The sequence below is a fragment of the Gammaproteobacteria bacterium (ex Lamellibrachia satsuma) genome (genome assembly GCA_019623805.1).
In the GTDB taxonomy this organism is placed as follows: domain Bacteria; phylum Pseudomonadota; class Gammaproteobacteria; order Chromatiales; family Chromatiaceae; genus QGON01.
Map to the genome: position 1 here is coordinate 2879846 of CP053680.1, position 17472 is coordinate 2897317.

General features: G+C 53.4%; 17 protein-coding genes. 13 read left to right on the plus strand and 4 right to left on the minus strand.

The features are described from left to right. The first annotated feature begins 37 nt into the window (after positions 1-37). Positions 38-370 carry a twin-arginine translocase subunit TatB gene (tatB, locus tag HPY30_12690; protein QYZ66766.1) on the plus strand — a complete coding sequence of 111 codons (333 nt, stop codon included), beginning with the start codon at positions 38-40 and terminating at the stop codon, positions 368-370. Beyond that, positions 318-1490: a twin-arginine translocase subunit TatC gene (tatC, locus tag HPY30_12695; protein QYZ66767.1), complete on the plus strand. Its 1173-nt coding sequence runs from the start codon at positions 318-320 to the stop codon at positions 1488-1490. Before tatB ends, tatC begins: the two co-directional genes overlap by 53 nt. Before the next feature lie 173 nt (positions 1491-1663). On the opposite strand, the gene HPY30_12700 is transcribed toward tatC, so the two are convergent. Both HPY30_12700 and HPY30_12705 read right to left on the minus strand, forming a co-directional pair. Continuing rightward, entirely contained in the window at positions 1664-2002 is a 339-nt protein-coding gene (locus HPY30_12700) for a pentapeptide repeat-containing protein (GenBank protein QYZ66768.1), read from the minus strand. 9 nt (positions 2003-2011) lie between these two features. Continuing rightward, positions 2012-2332: a two pore domain potassium channel family protein gene (locus tag HPY30_12705; protein QYZ66769.1), complete on the minus strand. Its 321-nt coding sequence runs from the start codon at positions 2330-2332 to the stop codon at positions 2012-2014. A 174-nt stretch (positions 2333-2506) separates the two neighbouring features. On the opposite strand from HPY30_12705, the gene HPY30_12710 reads away from it, so the two are divergent. Beyond that, a complete protein-coding gene (locus tag HPY30_12710; protein QYZ66770.1) occupies positions 2507-3448 on the plus strand; it encodes a LysR family transcriptional regulator in 942 nt (313 codons plus the stop codon). Positions 3449-3487: 39 nt separating this feature from the next. After that, complete coding sequence (locus HPY30_12715; GenBank protein QYZ66771.1) at positions 3488-4366, plus strand: carbohydrate kinase; 879 nt, start codon at positions 3488-3490, stop codon at positions 4364-4366. A gap of 17 nt (positions 4367-4383) precedes the next feature. Here the strand turns inward: HPY30_12715 and HPY30_12720 are convergent, their stop codons facing one another. Then, positions 4384-5271, minus strand: coding sequence for a phosphate ABC transporter permease (locus HPY30_12720; protein QYZ66772.1), 888 nt, complete (start codon positions 5269-5271; stop codon positions 4384-4386). Positions 5272-5449: 178 nt separating this feature from the next. Continuing rightward, entirely contained in the window at positions 5450-7141 is a 1692-nt protein-coding gene (locus HPY30_12725; protein QYZ66773.1) for an Ig-like domain-containing protein, read from the minus strand. 425 nt (positions 7142-7566) lie between these two features. Here HPY30_12725 and HPY30_12730 point away from each other — a divergent pair, with 425 nt between their 5' ends. The 9 genes from HPY30_12730 (at position 7567) to HPY30_12770 (ending at position 17435) form a co-directional block, all read left to right on the plus strand. Then, the gene (locus HPY30_12730) at positions 7567-10989 is read left to right on the plus strand and encodes a DUF748 domain-containing protein (protein QYZ66774.1); all 3423 of its coding nucleotides are present in this window, start codon (positions 7567-7569) and stop codon (positions 10987-10989) included. Between the two features lie 41 nt (positions 10990-11030). After that, positions 11031-11993 (plus strand): sigma-54-dependent Fis family transcriptional regulator, encoded by a 963-nt coding sequence (locus HPY30_12735; protein QYZ66775.1) that lies wholly within the window; start codon positions 11031-11033, stop codon positions 11991-11993. A 296-nt stretch (positions 11994-12289) separates the two neighbouring features. Continuing rightward, the gene (locus HPY30_12740; protein QYZ66776.1) at positions 12290-12580 is read left to right on the plus strand and encodes a hypothetical protein; all 291 of its coding nucleotides are present in this window, start codon (positions 12290-12292) and stop codon (positions 12578-12580) included. Further along, on the plus strand, positions 12577-13710 hold the full coding sequence (locus HPY30_12745; GenBank protein ID QYZ66777.1) for an FtsX-like permease family protein: 1134 nt from the start codon (positions 12577-12579) through the stop codon (positions 13708-13710). The genes HPY30_12740 and HPY30_12745 overlap by 4 nt, the downstream gene beginning before the upstream one ends. 6 nt (positions 13711-13716) lie before the next feature. Next, positions 13717-14394, plus strand: coding sequence for an ABC transporter ATP-binding protein (locus HPY30_12750; protein ID QYZ66778.1), 678 nt, complete (start codon positions 13717-13719; stop codon positions 14392-14394). Positions 14395-14397: 3 nt separating this feature from the next. Then, the gene (locus HPY30_12755; protein ID QYZ66779.1) at positions 14398-15405 is read left to right on the plus strand and encodes a hypothetical protein; all 1008 of its coding nucleotides are present in this window, start codon (positions 14398-14400) and stop codon (positions 15403-15405) included. Then, on the plus strand, positions 15402-15917 hold the full coding sequence (locus HPY30_12760) for a TlpA family protein disulfide reductase (protein ID QYZ66780.1): 516 nt from the start codon (positions 15402-15404) through the stop codon (positions 15915-15917). Before HPY30_12755 ends, HPY30_12760 begins: the two co-directional genes overlap by 4 nt. Continuing rightward, positions 15914-16588, plus strand: coding sequence for a sulfite exporter TauE/SafE family protein (locus HPY30_12765; protein QYZ66781.1), 675 nt, complete (start codon positions 15914-15916; stop codon positions 16586-16588). Before HPY30_12760 ends, HPY30_12765 begins: the two co-directional genes overlap by 4 nt. A gap of 187 nt (positions 16589-16775) precedes the next feature. Continuing rightward, positions 16776-17435, plus strand: coding sequence for a twin-arginine translocation pathway signal protein (locus HPY30_12770; protein QYZ68033.1), 660 nt, complete (start codon positions 16776-16778; stop codon positions 17433-17435). Positions 17436-17472 lie beyond the last annotated feature (37 nt).

The following is a 17472-nucleotide window of genomic DNA, read 5'->3' on the forward strand; positions in this document are numbered from 1 at the left end:
CCTTTACCCCGTCTCGGGGACAGCTTGAGATCCAACCATGTTTGATATCGGTTTCTGGGAACTGGGCATTATCGCGCTTGTTGCGTTAGTGGTCATAGGTCCTGAACGCTTGCCCAAGGTGGCGCGTGTCGCAGGCCATTGGCTTGGCCGCGGCCGACGTTTTGTGGCTAACGTCAAGGCGGATATCGACAAGGAGATCAAGGCGGATGAGCTGAAGCAGATCCTCGAAAAGCAGATGTCCAACCCGTTGGAGGAGATCGTCGAAGATACCCGAAAAGATCTCTACGATGTCGAACGTTCTGCCTCCAAGTCATTGAATGACGCCAAGAATACCCTTGAGGATCGCGAGATCCCCGGTACTGACAAGTAGGTTTCCTTTGGCTGAAAATCCCCAGGCTGCACCAAGTTCCGAACAACCGCTGGTTGCTCACCTTCTCGAATTGCGGGACAGGGTGCTGCGCATGGTCCTGGTTGTACTGGCGATCTTCCTGGTGCTGTTCCCTTTCGCCAATGACCTCTACATCATGGTTTCGGAGCCGTTGAGAAGCGCGTTGCCGGAAGGCAGCACCATGATCTCAACCAAACCGATCGACCCCTTCCTGATCCCGTTCAAGCTCAGCCTGCAGATGGCTGTATTTTTGGCTATTCCCTTTATTCTCCACCAGTTCTGGGCCTTTGTAGCGCCGGGGCTTTATAAGCACGAGAAACGGCTGGTGATACCGTTGCTGGTTTCCAGCACCATGCTCTTCTATCTGGGCGTGGCCTTCGCCTACTTCGTCGTCTTTCCGCTTGTCTTCGCCTTTCTTACCAGCACTGCGCCGGAAGGGATCGAGATGGCTACCGATATGGGTAGTTATCTCGATTTTGTTATTACCCTCTTTTTTGCTTTTGGTATCGCTTTCGAAGTGCCGATCGCAACCATTATCCTGGTTTGGATGGGGGTGACGACACCGGAGAGCCTGAGATCCAAGCGTCCCTATATCATCGTCGGTGCTTTTGTCGTCGGCATGTTTCTGACGCCACCGGATATCATCTCCCAGACTCTGTTGGCTCTGCCGATGTGGGTGCTGTTCGAAATAGGTGTCTTCTTCTCCGCGAGTTTTGTGCGCAAGAGAGAGGATGACTCCGAAGACGCGGGTGTCGAGCCTGCGATGGTGACGGCCACAGCCACAGCCGGTTCTTCATCGGCAACCCCCGAGCCTGAGCCTCCGATGGGTTCAGAGATAGACCCTGCGACTGACTACGTCGACCCTGATCGTTTCGTGCCTCTGACCGACGATGAGATGGAGGCCCAACTCGATTCCATCGAGGATGAGGAAGATGAGGACGATGGACCATCGGTGGAAGAGAGGTTTCGTCAGGTTCAGACATCCCGTGATGTCGGCGATGTAGAGCAGGCCCGCGAACTGCTCTATGAGATTCTGGAAGAGGGCAACGCCGACCAGCGACGGGTGGCGAGAAACATCCTGGCCCAGCTGGATACGCCGTAGGATGCTGGTGAGCTTGCGCGGGTAGGTTGGGTTAGGCTGTCTTTTAGGCCGTAATCCAACAATTTGCACCATTATTGTCGCGTCACGCTGCGCTGGCACGACCTACTATTCCAGGAAGTGCAGGGTGCGCCATGCGCACCAAGACAAGCCAGGGGGGGCGGAGTCAAATATCTTCAGCGGTAGCGCATCCGCGTACCGTGTACCAGTGACAGGGAAATCTCTTCCGGTGTCAGCTCTTTGGGAAAAAAGGCCCCGGAGATCTTTGCGCCGTTGATGCTGGTTCCCTCCATTTGTGTTTCCGACAGATTCAATCCACGCAGGTCTGCCTGACGTAGGTAGGCTCCGCGAATATCCAGACCCCGTGCATCCAGTTCGCGTAGATCCAAACCACGCAAATCCGCCTGTTGTAGATTGCAGGACTCTCCATCCGCCCTTCGTTGATTGAACTCGGATATCTTCTCATCCCTCAGTAACTGATACATCGCGTCCTGCTTGATTTCGGGTTTCTGCATGTTTCTCTCCTATCTGCCCAGCGTGGCATGAAGTGCCTGCTGAGTTGCATAGACGGCTGCCGCAACAATGATGCCGGTAAAAATTACGCCTATGATGCCAAGAAGAATAGCCAATAATCTGGATAAGGGTTTTTTTGGCGTGAAATCACCGTAACCAATGGTCATTGCGGTGATGAAGGACATATAGATGGCGAGGTTGATGGGTAAGGGTTCCTGCCGGGCAATAACAGCTGCGCTAAGCAGGATAAGTGTGACGAGAAACAGGAGAATGGGGGCAGTATAGAAAAGGGCCTCGGAAAATATCTGTAAAAAGTGCAGTGTCGTTTCCATGGTGTCCTTTTGTCTCTTGATGTTACTTCCAATTATTAAGGCTAAGCCGACCTTCACCTTCAATCAAGTGTGGAGTGTGGCTTTATTGTGCAGGTAAATAGTTTTTTTATCTTGTATTGGTTATTGTGGGGATATAAATCGATCCCTGATTGACATGAAATTCATGGAGCACCCATGGCTTCCACCCCTCAAGTCTATTACAAACAAAACCGCCTAAAGCAGCTGCGAGCTTTTTGTCACGCTGCCCAGACCGGTTCTATCAGCGAGGCGGCAGAACGCATCTACCTCAGTCAGCCGACAGTATCCTTGCAGATTCAGGCACTGGAACGTGAATTCGACACAGTGCTGTTTGAACGTCGCGGTCCAAAGATAAAACTGACGTCGGAGGGGGAGATTCTCTACAAGTTGGCGCAGCCCCTGGTGGAGGGGATGGACAAGTTGCGGGAGACCTTTTCCGCCGCTTGCGGCAAGCTTGAGAGTGGTGAACTCAATATAGCGGCGGGTGAGTCGACGATACTCTACATCCTGCCTGAGCCTTTGCGGCGTTTTGCCGAACGTTTTCCAGGTATACGGTTGAAACTGCACAATGTGACCGGGCGCGACGGGATGACGATGCTGCGCGCTGATGAGGCCGATTTTGCCATCGGATCCATGCTGGAAGTGCCGGACGACGTGACCTACGAACCCATTGTGAACTATGGCCCCGCGTTGATAACCCCGCTGGGTCATCCGTTGGCGGACAAGTCGAGGGTTACCCTGAAAGACATCAGTCCCTACGGGCTGATTTTGCCACCCCACCACCTGAGTACCTGGCGCATGGTCGACCTGGTTTTTGAACAGCACAACGCCAGCTACAAGGTCACCCTGGAAGCGGGAGGCTGGGAGGTGATCAAGCGGTATGTCGAGAATGGCCTGGGCATCTCTATCGTTACCGATCTCTGCCTGACCGGGAATGAAAAGGTAGTGAAGATTCCCCTCGGAGAATATTTCCCGGATCGTAGTTACGGCATAGTGCTGCGACGCGGTAAGTTCATTTCACCTCAATCAAAGCGGTTTCTTGAAATCATGCGGGAAGTGTTTGGCGGAAAGGAAGGTTTGGACGCCGGGCCGGGGTAGGAATACTGCTCCTGCTTATCGATGGGATCGGGTTATGCTGTGAAAACTGTACCGCTAATCTTTGGCGAAGTGCTTTTTGACTGTTTCGAGGACGGCAGCCGGGTATTGGGTGGCGCCCCCTTCAATGTTGCCTGGAATCTGCAGGCGTTTGGCGCCGCCCCTCTGTTCATCAGTCGCGTCGGAGACGATGCTTCGGGGCGGCGGATTCGGGACACTATGCAGCAGTGGGGGATGAATGATGCAGGGTTGCAGCTTGATTGTATCCATCCGACAGGCACGGTGAAGGTAACTCTCAGAGAGGGAGAGCCTGATTTCGAGATTGTTACCGACCAGGCCTACGATTTTATCCAGGACTGCGCAATGCCGCCTTTCGATGCGGCACTGATCTACCATGGCAGTCTGGGTTTGAGGCGTCCTGAGGCGAAAGCTGCCCTGGAGTCTTTGAAAGCGAGCCATCCCGCCCCTGTCTTTTTGGACGTCAATCTGAGGCCGCCCTGGTGGGAGGCTGAAGAGGTGAAACAGATGCTGGATGGCAGCACCTGGGCGAAACTCAATGAGAATGAAATAAAGGTGTTGTGCGAGGGCCGGGGCGACCTGCGAAGCAGTGCGGAGATTTTGCTGCATGACCACGCGTTGGAACTCATTATTGTGACTCGGGGAAGTCGGGGTGCCTTCGCTCTGAACCAGTTCGGCGATTTTGAGACGGTTGTGCCGCAGGATGAGATTTCCGTGGTGGACACAGTAGGCGCCGGGGATGCCTTCGCCAGCGTATGCATTCTCGGACTGCTACGCCAGTGGGATCTCAAAACCCTGTTGTTCCGTGCCCACTCCTTTGCCTCGGCACAGGTCGGTCGGCAGGGTGCAACAGTGCTGGATCCCGGCTTTTACCAGCAACAGCTTAGGAGATGGAAAGTCTGATTCGTATTTTGGTGCGTCTACTGGGCGCGCCTGAAATCCCCTGCCAGGATGTTTTTCTGAATATCCCTTATCGGGCGCACCCACGCCTGCAGTCTCTTCAGGGATGGATTGAGGCGTTCGATGGTGGCAGTGGCCTCTGCCTTGCTTGTATAGTCCCCGAAGACTACCCCCGTCCAAATATCCTTTTCTTTTGTAAAACGGAACAGTAGCGCCTTCCCCTGAAGCTTATGTTGTTGCACAAAGTGGACCGCGGTCTCAGGTGCCTTTGCGGAGAGGAAATGGATGGTGTAGTGCTCTGCCGGCAGGGTAAGCAGGCGGCTTTCGCTGCGGAGTGGTTCACGTTGCCAGTCGGTCGTTATCCGGTCATAGGCAATCGGCTCGTCGAACTCCATGAGCTTTTGTGCTGCCTGTTCTTCACCCTGTGAGGCAGCGGCACGGAACCAGGCGATCCCCTCTTCATGGTCAGTCTGACCACTCCTTTCGCTGGTGAGCAGTGAGCCGAGATTGAACTGTGCCCGGGAATAACCTTGCATGGATGCCTTGCGCCACCAATATTCCGCTTTGTTAATATCCTGTCTGGTGCCACGACCGTTGAGATAGGCGTTTCCCAGATTGAACTGGGCGGGCGCATGGCCTTTTTCGGCAGCAAGACTGAACCATTTGGTCGCTTTTTCCGGATCTTTTTCGACGCCAATGCCCTGAAAATAGAGCACACCGAGACCGTATGCACCCAGGTTGTCCCCTGCGTTGGCCGCTTTCCTGAACAGTTGCAGCGCTTGCTCCGTTTTGCCCTGTTCGATCAGCCTGGCTCCCTCCCCTACAAGATTGGCCCGGGTCGCGGCGGAGAACCCCAGCAGGAGCAGGGTTACAATCAAGAAAGGTTTCAGGTCGAGATGAAAAATCATTGTTGATAAGCGGATGAGACGACAGTGGCGTCGTTTTTCATGAATCTGGTATTGGGCAGTCTAATTTTATGCTTCGGCAGCACAACAGTCGACGCCAGAAAGTGGGCTTTATATCACGAAAAAACGCCGGTTGGAGTGACCGGCGTAAATTGGACATCCTTGTCCGGAGAGAATTCAATCAGAGTTGGACGTTGACTTCGCTGGAGAAGCTTGACTCGTGGCCACCGAGATTGACAGCGGTAACAACGAAGTAGTGGCTGCCTACCCCGTCGACATCCAGGTCGTGGGTGACGACGTTGCCGACTGCGATCGGGTCGCCATAGTTGCCGCTGCTGGTGCCGTGATAGAGATTATAGCTTGCTACATCCCCGCCTGTGCTTGCATTCCAGGCAATGCGTACGCTAGAGCTGCACTGGCTGAGGCAATTCACGGTCAGGTTGACGCTGGCGGTTGCCGAGTCGCCATCGGCATCAGTGATCTGATAGATGAAGCTGTCCACGCCGCGGTAGCCACTTGCAGGACTGTAGGTCACGGTGCCGTCACTGTTCACCTGCAGAGTCCCGTGGCTGACGCTGCCGGAGACAGTCAGAGTCACCGGGCCATCCTCAAGGCCACTGTCGTTGCTCAACAGATTGATGGTGACGTCGGAATTCTCAATGGTGGAAGCGCTATCCGCCTGAGCCACTGGCTGGTGGTCAACTGGGGTTGCGCCACCATCGGTATTGCCACCATCGGTACTGCCGCCATCGGTGCTGATACTGACCGGGCTGTTGGCGGCTACGTTGATGTCGCTGACGCCGCCTGTGTTGCTGCTGGCGGCAAGCGAGATGGACTGGTCGATTGAAACAGTGACACTGCTATTCATGCCGCTATCTCCCAAACCTTGGGTGACCACAGTGGTGGAAACATCGGTGCCCAGGCTGAAGAGAACGGTGAGGAGGTTATCGAAGGTCACATTCGGATCGATGGCCCGGGCAGCGGCCAGTGCAAACTTGGCCTGCTCAATCATCAGGTCATTGATCGTCACAGTGGTTGTGGAGCGGTTGGCGGTGCCCGCGTTACCCATGATTTGGTTGATGGCGTTGTCCAGCGCCAGGGTGGCGGACGCATTGTTGACCTGCAGATCATTGAGCATGGCTTCGATCAGCACTTGGGCGGACACTACATGGGCGATGGCCGTATAGCGTGCGTTGGTGCCTGGTCCACCAATGCCATCCAGTGCGCCGTCGGTCAAATCGGCTGCCAGGGCGGCGAAAACTGCATCTTCATCGATGCCGTTGCCGATCCAGTAGCTGGCACGGCGTACCATTTCACCGAAGACTTCACTGGCCTTGGTAATCACTGCAACATTGTTGTCAGTGATATCGTTGGTAATCGGATCGGTTACCAGGGCGGTGTCGAGGCCGAAGTTCATCTTGGTGATTACCGCTTCACGGGCGCTGTTGAGGTTGGCGAGGTTAAGTCCACCCGACATGGCCTGGGCCGTCTTCACGATCATGGTGGAGTGAGGATTCAGGTTGATGCGGGTTTGACTGCGATCCATGACCACTGCGGTGAGAATGAAGTCGGGCTGCGTATTGGTTACCAGGTCGATACCAAGCGTGGCTTCGATGATCAGGGGGAACTGTTCATCGGCGATCTCGCCGACATAGGCGAAGTTGGCCTGGTTGTCACTGGTCGTGGAGGAGATGACCTCGAAGTTGCGATTGCGGATCGTCACGGTGGCGCCCACTACAGGTCCGTCGCCTACACTGCCGCCGAACTCCACTCTATTGGAAGTGGTCGCCTCACTTATAGTGTCACCTCCGCCACATGCGGTAACCAGGATTCCGGTAAGTACCACTGCGAAGATGTTTTGTAAGGCTTTCATGGCTGCACCCGTTGATTATATTTCCGTTACCCAGAATATCGGTGCGACAGCTGCACTTCTTCAGTCGCCAGTTCACACTTTTTCCGGTATCGACGCACGCATTTTTACACCCCCCGAAGAAGTGAGATTAGCTTCACGTTTTTTGCCCCAAAACGGGTAAAAACCCCACTTATGTCTTCGTGTCCTGGGAAATAAAACCGTGCATGTGGGGAACAATATTCATTTTTCCGCACCTTGATTGAGTTTCGCTTGATCAAATTCTGATAGCGGCAGGAAGGTACTTCTGATCTTTGGGAAGGTATAGACTAGAGAAGGGATGCCGGGAGTTGTTCAGGTGAGTTTATGTCTATCTGTATAGACGTTTAGAATAGGAACCACAGGCCTATTTTGTCCCACTCTTTCATTGGCAGACAAGGAAACGTGACATGACCGTTGACTCGCTAAAAAAAATCATAACCGCCAGGCTGAAATCGAGGCGTTTTTTGGCTGTAACGGGTGGGTTCACGCTGCTCATCATTGGTGTACTCGTCTTTATCCCGTTTGGCATACAAATGGGCATCAGCAGCTATATGCTCGATCATGGGATACGAAAGGTGGAGATCGAGGATGTCGATTTCAATCCCTTTAGCGGCCGTTTCCATCTGCGTGGACTCTCCGCCATAGGAGAGGGAGAACGACGTGTGGAGTTGAAGCATTGCAGCGCGGAGATTGTCTGGCATTTCCTCTTCAGTCGCCGCGCCCGGCTTCGTATGGTTGAAGTCGATGGCCTGCAGCTCGGCATGGAGCAGAAGGCGGAGGGCGTGGTGCACTTTGGCGGTATCGTGATACGCACCCTTGGCGGCGAGGCCATGGGTGGAGAGGGAGAGCCTTGGGGATTTGCGATTGATCAATTGAAGATTGTCAACACGACGGTCAAGTATACCAACGGCGATTTTAACAGCGAACTGGCGATCGATCGTCTCCGGCTTGAAGATGTGGTGAGTTGGAAACCTCAACGCACAGCTCGATTCAACCTCTCCGGCAAGCTCAATCAGGTGCCTCTTATGCTAGCGGGGGAGAGCCGGCCGTTTGTTGACGAACCTTGGGTTTCGGGACAATTGGAGCTGGCCCAGATTTTACTGGATCCGATTCAGACGTTGGTCTCGGAGAGTGTGCCCCGGTTAAAAGGCAAGTTAACCATCGACAGCGCCTTCAAAGTCGAACTTAAACCGGAAGGTCGATTCCACTGGAGTACCAATGGCAACCTGGGCACGGATGCTCTCCAGCTAATGACGCCTTGGGTTGAGGTGGCAGACAAATCGACCCGATGGGACGGCACCATACAGGGTGGTTGGTCCTCTGCGGCAGGATTGGAACTGGATCTGGACGGCAGTCTCAATCATCAAATGACCGAGGTGGATCTACCCAACCCTGTAATGAAGATAGCGAGTGGTGCAACCCGTTGGAAGGGGAGGGTTCAACTGACTCAGGGTCCTCAAGGCCTGCATCTGCAGGTGTTTGGGGATCTCGGATTGCAGCAGACGAAAATGGATGGCCGTGCCTCTGATTTGGGAGAGGCGGCTACAGAGGCGGTAGAGATCAGCGGTTTGGACCTCAAACTTGCCATTGATAAGGCGGGACAGCTTGAACTCTCCAATCGGGCCAAGGTGATGACAAGTCAGCTGCAGCTTTCTGATCCGCAGAATGCCCTCTCACTGGAAAAGATGAACTGGCAGGGAGATGTGGCGCTGAAAGGCCAGGCGCTCAAGGTCGAAGGGGATATGGATTTGGGTCACCTGCTGATCAACAGTGCGAGTGAACAGCAGGCGCAGATTGCGGTTGCTGCCCTGAAACTCGGCAAGCTGCGGTTTAAGATGGACAGAAATGAGGCGGGGGGACTGCAGCTCTCGAATCACAGCGATCTGCGGGTGGATGGGGTGGACCTCTCCATTCCACAGGGGGCGGTGCAGTTGGCGGGGGTGCTTTGGTCAGGAGATTTCTCTCTGGATCAACCTGATCCGCAGATGGCAGCCCTGACATTGATAACAGAGGGCCGCCTGGGGTTGAAATCACTTGAGGGAAATCTGCCTGATCCGGGAATGGCGCTGGCCAATGAGCAGTTTGAGTGGAATGGCCGATTTGCGCTGCAGACCGGCGATGAAGCGCCGGTTGTCACTGCAGCGGGTAGTTCACAACTCGATGGCATCAACTTTCGCGACACCCGCAGTCAAGTGGTCTTGTTTTCCTTGGAGCAGCTGAAGATGACGGAGGTGGCCATAACCGAGGGTAACCGCCTGGCCATGACAGAGACCGCTTTCAAAGGGCTGGAACTCTCTGCGCCCGTAGAGCAGGAGGGAGAACGTATCCTGTTCACTGAATCGATCCATCTCCGTGACTGGTCATTTTCGATGGAGGACGGATTAATCATAAAACAGATCGAAAAACAGGGCATTGAAAAGACCCTGAGAAGATCCGGAAAGGGGCACTGGAATGTTGTCGTCTTCCAGGAGCTGATGACTGAGCTGTTGACGGGAGAGGCAGGCAAGATCGATGCCGAAGCACAGCCTGCGGTTTCGATTCAGGAAGTCGAGCAGAAACTGGAGGAGACCGAAGAAAAACCGGCGCAGCCTGAGCAGAAAATAGAGGGGGCTGTCGAAATGCCGCTGCCGATTGTGATCGATCAGATCGTCTGGCAGGGGGAGAATAAAATCCATGTGCGGGACGATTTTGTCGATCCTCCCTTTGCCATGACGACAATCATCGAAGCTTTCGAGGTAGAGGGAATAGACAGTACCCAACCGGAGAAGCTGACCAGTCTCAATCTTAACGCCAATCTTGGCAGGCACACCCGTTTCACATTGGATGCTGAGTACACACCTTTTTATCGCCCTCCCAGCGGTCATGTTAAAGGTAAGATCGATGCGTTTGAGCTGCCTAAGGTCTCCCCTTATTCAGGAGACACCATAGGTTACAACATGGATAGCGGCGAGTTGGATCTGACCATGGACTTCAATCTCGACAAGGGACAGATTGCGGCGGACAACAAGATTGAAATCAACAGGCTTGAGGTTTCTCCGGTGAGTGACGAAAAGGCGCAGAAACTCACTGCAAAGATCTCCATGCCGCTGGATACCGCCCTCGGCATACTGGAGGATAAAAACGACAATATCGTATTGAATATTCCCGTCTCCGGGGAGATGGGTAATCTCCAGATAGACCCCAGCGATGTGATTTCGATTGCGTTGGGTAAGGCTATCAAGACGGGTGCGCTGGCCACGCTTGGCGCAGCATTTTTTCCCTATGGAACGGCGATAGCAATTGCCACACATTTGGCAGACAGCAATTCGGCGATCCGCCTGGATCCGGTCGCTTTTGCAGCAGCCTCCGGGGAGTTGGAAGGTGAACATCGAAAATATCTGCAAAAGGTGGCTGAAGTGCTGAAGTCACGCCCGGGCATCGCCATTAAGCTATGTGGTTTTGCCACAGAAGCAGATCGAGTCGAGTTTGATCGTCGGAGTCAGGAGGCGTGGCAGACCAAGGTTGATGCGGCCAAGGCAGAAGCGGCCAAGGCAGAAGCGGCCAAGGCAGAAGCGGCCAAGGCAGATACGACAAAAGTTGCAGTAAAAGACGATAAATCTACAGTAAAAGATGGCAAAAAGACGAAAAAGACGAAAAAGGCGATCAAGCTGCCCCCCAAGCCCAAGCCCGTCACAAACGAGAAGTTGCTGGAGTTGGCGCGCCAGAGGGCAGAATCGGTGGAGGATTTTCTGGTCAGCAAGCATGCTGTCGATCCCAGCCGGACTGCCGTGTGTCGTCCGGAGTTGGATAAGGATGCGAAGGCAGCGCCCCGTGTGGATGTTTTGATCTAAGGCATTTCACACAGTTCTTGAAATGAATTATGATGTCCGCCATGAATATTCAGAATCAGACCATGCTAGGGGCAGCACCAGAGTTTCAGACGGTGCTGCGTGCAGCCAGAATCGTTGCCGCCACAGACGCTACTGTGCTGGTGACCGGTGAGAGCGGTACCGGCAAGGAGTTGCTGGCTAACGCGTTACACCGCTACAGTCGGCGTTCCGATAAGGCCTTCGTGACCGTCAACTGCGCGGCTCTGCCGGAGCATCTGGCTGAGTCGGAGCTTTTCGGCCATCGCAAGGGTGCTTTTACCGATGCGGTTCAGGACGAAATGGGCAAGGTGAAAGCGGCTGATGGTGGTACGCTTTTTCTGGATGAGGTGGGGGAACTGCCCCACTCGATTCAATCGAAGCTGCTGCGGTTTATCGATTCGGGTGAGTGTCAGGCCGTGGGTTACCCTAAGGCTGAAAAACTGAATGTCCGGGTGATTGCCGCGACAAACAGGGATCTTGGCAAGGCGGTAAAAGAGGGCAGTTTTCGTCAGGATCTCTACTACAGGCTCTATGTCGTTCCCCTGGAACTGCCTGCATTGCGTGAACGTCCGGGTGATGTGGAACTGCTGTTCAACAGGCTGACGGAAGAATTGTCAGACCAGTACAGTCTTGATGCACCAAACTACAGTCGCTCCGTCTTGAAAGTTCTGCGTCGCTACAGCTGGCCGGGAAATGTCCGTGAGCTGAAGAATTTCTGCGAAAGGATGCTGATCCTGTTTAGCGGTCGGGCGGTCCAGCCTGAAAACCTGCCGAGGGAGTTCCGCCATGAGGTGATTCCCCAGTCGCAGCAGCGCGGTGATTTTGTCTTGCCTGCTGCTGGCTTGAATATGGATGAACTGGAAGCCAACCTGATTCGCCAGGCGTTGAGTCGGACACTGGGGAACCGAAGCAAGGCGGCGCGTATGCTTGGACTCAGTCGAGATACTCTGCTGTACCGCATCAAGAAGTATGCAATAGAAAGCTAATCCGGTTTAATACTCCACCCTGAAGCCACCGGCTTTTGCCGGTGAGTGTCCACAGGTGCACGCCTAACCTGATCCACGTCTGCCTTAAAGTCCTCCAAAATTCCTTCATACAGATTTTAGCAATCTGATTTTTCAGGTGACTGCTCTCATACGACTGATCATTTCGTGAAAAACAGGTCATTTGCCACACTCTTCATTTCTTTTTTGGCAGACTGATTGTTGTCAATGAGCAGCTGTATTCCGGCACTCTAGACTGGTCGCTATCCACACCATTTATAATAGTGATTACGCAGTCAATGAGGCGATCAAACACACTTCTGATAGTTTTTTTCAGCGCTGTTCTGTGCCTGATTTTCACCCTTGTGGATGCGGAACTTCTCCGTCAATCGGCAACTGCGGATCTGCAACATCGTTCAGCCCTGGTGGCGGAGTTGGGATTGACTGACTTGGCCTTGTTCACCGAAGCACGTTATACGCGTCACCCGAGTCAGTCGGATCTGCATTCAGCGTTTCAGGATCATCCGATGGCTTTGGAGCACTTTCCCAGCGGCTCATTGATTTTTCCCCCTCAGAGGTTTGGTCGGTGATCGATTTTTTCCGCAAACAGAAGTATCTGATCGACTTTACCCTGGCTTCACTGTTACGGCGTAAAGGTAAAAATTTTGGTCTCCTGTTTGTCTATACGCTCATAGTCTTCATGCTTGCCTCTGTCATGCTGTTTACCCATGCGCTGCGACATGAGGCAGGGATCATTTTACAGCAGTCACCGGAGATCATTCTTCAACGCATGGTGGCCGGTCGGCACGCCTTGATGCCTGCGGACTATCTGGATCGCATTGGCCGGTTGCGTGGCGTGGTGGAGAAGAAAGGGCGTCTTTGGGGGTATTTCTACGATCCCGCGGTAAAGGCCAACTACACCATGATGGTGGATGAAACAAAGGGACTTTCCACCACGGAAACGATCATTGGAGCGGCTATCGCACGTACTCGGGGGGTCGGTATCGGAGACTGGATCACTTTCCGCTCCCACGATGGTGAGGCCTACTCCTTTCAGGTGACAGATATACTCGATACGGTGTCGGAACTGGTCAGCGCAGATCTGGTTTTTCTCTCTGAGAAGGCCTATCGGGTCACGTTTGGCGTTCCTGACGGTTACTTTACCGATCTTGTGCTGTCGGTGCGCAACCCGCGAGAGGTTCAAAAGATCGCGGAGAAGCTCTCGCTGAAACTGCCGGATACGCGTCCCATCCTGCGTGAAGAGGTGTTGCGTACCTACGACAGCATCTTCTCCTGGCGCCAGGGCATTGTTTTTGTCCTGTTGGCCGGTGCGGTGCTTGCCTTTGTGATCTTTGCCTGGGACAAGGCGTCTGGTCTCAGCGCGGAAGAGAAGCGGGAGATCGGCATCCTGAAAGCGGTGGGTTGGGAGACCGGAGATGTATTAAGGATGAAGTTCTGGGAGGGGGCCATTGTCTCGCTTGCCGCTTTTATTATTGGGTATCTGGCTGCCTATGCCCACGTCTTTTACGGGTCGGCCAGTCTGTTTGAACCGGTGCTCAAGGGCTGGGCCGTGCTCTATCCCGATTTTCAGCTGACGCCATTTATCGATGGCATGCAGGTGGCAACGCTCTTCTTCTTTACGGTCTTTCCCTACACCGTGGCAACCATCATCCCAATATGGCAAGCCTCGATCACCGACCCCGATGCGATTATGCGGTAGTTGCAGATGCTCATTGAACTGACTGATATCAAGAAGGCCTTTAACCAGGGCCGGCCAAATGAGTTTTGGGCTATCCAAGGTGTTTCCCTGAAGATTGAACCCAACAAGGTCACCTGTCTTAAAGGGGCGAGTGGTTCCGGTAAGACCACGCTGCTCTCCATGATCGGTTGTCTCTCGCGGCCGACCAGTGGCCGTATTCAGCTTGGGGATCGAACCATCTCCGGTCTGCCGGAACGTTTTCTGACTGATATCAGGCGCCATACCTTTGGTTTTATCTTCCAAAAATTCAATCTGATCCAGGGTCTGAGCGTGCTGGAAAACATCATGCTGCCAGCCTATCCGCTTGCGCCTGACCATAAGGTCTTGGTGGAGTCGGCACACCGTCTGCTGGATCACTTCAACCTGAGCAGCAAGGCCGATAACCCAGTGGAGTGGCTATCTGGTGGCGAGGCCCAGCGGGTGGCGATCTGCCGTGCCTTGATCAATGACCCGAAGATTTTGATTGCGGATGAACCAACGGCTAATCTCGATACAAAACTCTCTCGCGAATTCATGGGTCTGATCGATGAGTTGTACAAATCTGGGAAGACCATTTTGATCACCAGTCACGATCCAGTCGTCTTCGATTCACCAGTGGTGAACCGGGTAGTGGAGATGTGTGATGGTTTGCTTGTGCAGGAGTGAATCATGCTGCTGAATCCGGCTATCATGGCGCTTGTCCTGGTCTCTGCTGTGGTCAGTCTGATGTTGCTGCTGGCTGCGGGTTTCGGCTTGCAGGTTGTTCGGCATTGGGATATCAGCAGTGGTAGTGAGCGCCAACTGAATCTGGAGCGGCGCACCTATCTGATCTCGACTCTGCTTACCTGGGCATTTGCCTCGGAACTGGTCTCCCTGCTGCTGTTCATCTACAACGCCGAATCTATGTCCGGTCAGTTTGTGGGCGCCATGTGCGCAACTGGTGTGCTCAATGTGAATGAGTGGGGGTGGCCCACCCTGTTTTTGAAGATGACGATCTTCTTCAGCGGTGCGGCCTGGTTGGCACTCAACTACCTGGATAACCAGGGTTATGACTATCCACTGGTAAAACTGAAGTACGCTCTGCTGCTGTTGATCGTGCCGATGGTGTTGGCAGAGTTTTACGTACAACTCCGTCACTTTCTGGAGATGGATCCGGATGTCATTACCTCCTGCTGCGGGGCGCTTTTCTCTGCAGATGCGGAAGGCGTGGCAGCAGAGGTCTCCAGTCTGCAACCGAGAAGCGCTATGTTCGCCCTCTACGGTACGGGTGTTGCAGCCCTGGCAAGTGGGGTCTGGTATGGACTGAAACGTAGCGGCGGATCTCTGTTTGCGATACTGAGCGGTGCGGCTTTTGTTATGGCTTTGGTGGCCATCGTCTCGTTCGTATCACTCTATATCTATGAACATCCTCATCATCATTGTCCGTTCTGTATTCTAAAATCGGGGCACGACTATGCAGGTTACTTTCTCTATATTCCGCTATTTTTTGCCACAGCTCTGGCTTTTGGGGCTGGGATGATTGCACCCTGGAAACGGGTTCCGAGCCTCACAGAAGCGGTAGAACGGGATGCGCCTCGACTGACCTGGATGGCCATTGGTCTTTTCGGGTTGTTTTATCTGATTGCCACTTGGGCTGTGTTGAGTTCCAACCTGGTGATGTCGGAGGTTTGGTGGTGAATTTTATCCAGAACCCACAGTCAATGCGTCACTTCACGATAGCTGTTTTGGTATTGGTGGTGTTGATGGGCTGTAGTGATGAATCGCCAAAGCTGATCAAAGGTCAGTCGATGCCTGGTTTTATCCTGGATCGGTTGGAAAGTGGCTCGTTGGACTTTCCGAATGCTTTGCGGGGCAAGGTGGTAGCCATCCGTTTCTGGGCCGACTGGTGTCCTTTCTGTGAATCAGAGATGAAAAATATCGAACCGGTCTATCAACAAAATCAAGAGCGGGGACTGGCCATTTTGGCAATCAATGTGCGGCAGGACCGGAAAACTGCCGCTGCTTTTATCCGCAAGTTGAATATCTCCTACGATGTACTGTTGGATCGGGACGGAGAGGTGGCGCGCCGTTATGGGGTGATTGCACTTCCAACCACTTTCATTGTCGACCGCCAGGGTAATCTGCATACCCGGATACTGGGTGAATCCACGCCGGAAGTCTTCCACAAGATTGTCGAGGAACTGCTGTGAACGGCGAGTTCACCCTTGCGCTTGCTTTTGCCACGGGTATCTTCGGAGCCTTTCACTGTGTCGGCATGTGCGGCGGCATCAATGGTGGATTTTTCATCCGCTATGGCAACTTTCCCAACCTGCTTCCCGTATTGGCATTTCATGGAGCACGTATCGGGGTCTATACCCTTCTTGGTGTCAGCGGTGCTCTGCTTGGGCAGGTGGTGGTGCAGGCAGGTATCGTCGGCAAAGCGCAGGGAGTCCTGATGATTCTTGCCGGTGTATTGGTTGTCATCCTTGGTTTGAATCTGCTGGACCTGATTGGAAAGAAGAGAATACAACAATCCCGGAAAGTGTGGTTTTCAGGAGATGATTTTATAAATCAAAAACAGAGTCTTCCATTAGTTGTCGGTCTGTTCAATGGTTTTGTTCCCTGCAGTCTGGTTTTTTCAGTAGCGATCAAGGCTGCGGCCAGTGCAGATCCACTAAATGCCGGACTGCTGATGTTGGCTTTCGGGGCGGGAACACTGCCCGCCATGGCAGCAGTCAGTCTTCTGGGTTCATTTATTGGTCTAAAAGCGCGGGGTAGTTTGGCAAAACTGGCTGGCGTCAGTGTGATTTTACTCGGGCTATGGACAGTCTATGAGGGGGTGACCTTCTACAACATCATGCGTGGACTGGCCAACTGGTAGCGTCTGTTTACTGCGTCATATCACGCAGGCAAGGTATTTTGCAGACAGAGCGAGCAGTGGGTGTTCGTTTAAGTTATTGATGATTCGTTAGATCTATAAAGCGGTGTAGATCTTGCATTGTACTTAAACCGCAAACTTTGTTTACTGGAAAAGTAAGGAGCAGTAGATCATGAGCGAAGAGAAAAAGATCGATCGTAGAAATATGATGAAGATGTTGGCTGCCGTCGGTCTCGGTGGTTTGGCCGCTACGGCAACAGCGGGACAGGGCATTGGTGTCATGGTTCCCGGCAAGGGTTGGGTCAAGGCTACCGGTGAGAAATGTTTTGGTGACGGTACGCCACTGCAGTTTATCCCCAAGACGGCACCGGATGATAATCCATTGGAAAACGAGCTGCAGAAATATCCCAAGTGCCCCTACTGCGGCATGGACCGCACCAAGTTTCATCACAGTCGTCATCTTGTGCAGTATGATGATGGCCTGGTGGACGGCACCTGCTCCATTCACTGCCTGGCTATCAGTCTGTCGCTGAACATTGATCGTGGGCCCAAGGCAATCTATGGAGCCGATTTAGGTTCCGATGCCAAGATCAAGCCGCTGGTGGAAGTGGACAAGGCGAGCTACCTGATCGGCGCCAAACTTAAAGGAGTCATGACCAAGAAGAGCAAAAAGGCCTTCGCCTCCGTCGACGCCGCCAAGGCAGCGCAAAAGAAACATGGTGGTGAGTTGGGTACTTTTGATGATGCTCTGCGGGAGTCGTATCTCAGCATGGCTGCGGATACAGTCATGGTTCGCATGCGTCGTGCAGAGCGCCGTAAACATATGATGAAAATGAAGAAAAATGGCTGATTGTCGTAGGTCGTGGAAGAAGTATTGGGAGATATTT

Coding starts and splice junctions, on each gene's coding strand:
- HPY30_12730 (QYZ66774.1), top strand. CDS start 7,567: ATGACCGTTGACTCGCTAAAAAAAATCATAACCGCCAGGCTGAAATCG.
- HPY30_12740 (QYZ66776.1), top strand. CDS start 12,290: ATGAGGCGATCAAACACACTTCTGATAGTTTTTTTCAGCGCTGTTCTG.
- HPY30_12750 (QYZ66778.1), top strand. CDS start 13,717: ATGCTCATTGAACTGACTGATATCAAGAAGGCCTTTAACCAGGGCCGG.
- HPY30_12720 (QYZ66772.1), bottom strand. CDS start 5,271: ATGATTTTTCATCTCGACCTGAAACCTTTCTTGATTGTAACCCTGCTC.
- HPY30_12700 (QYZ66768.1), bottom strand. CDS start 2,002: ATGCAGAAACCCGAAATCAAGCAGGACGCGATGTATCAGTTACTGAGG.
- HPY30_12710 (QYZ66770.1), top strand. CDS start 2,507: ATGGCTTCCACCCCTCAAGTCTATTACAAACAAAACCGCCTAAAGCAG.
- tatC (QYZ66767.1), top strand. CDS start 318: ATGACGCCAAGAATACCCTTGAGGATCGCGAGATCCCCGGTACTGACA.
- HPY30_12735 (QYZ66775.1), top strand. CDS start 11,031: ATGAATATTCAGAATCAGACCATGCTAGGGGCAGCACCAGAGTTTCAG.
- HPY30_12705 (QYZ66769.1), bottom strand. CDS start 2,332: ATGGAAACGACACTGCACTTTTTACAGATATTTTCCGAGGCCCTTTTC.
- HPY30_12725 (QYZ66773.1), bottom strand. CDS start 7,141: ATGAAAGCCTTACAAAACATCTTCGCAGTGGTACTTACCGGAATCCTG.
- HPY30_12755 (QYZ66779.1), top strand. CDS start 14,398: ATGCTGCTGAATCCGGCTATCATGGCGCTTGTCCTGGTCTCTGCTGTG.
- tatB (QYZ66766.1), top strand. CDS start 38: ATGTTTGATATCGGTTTCTGGGAACTGGGCATTATCGCGCTTGTTGCG.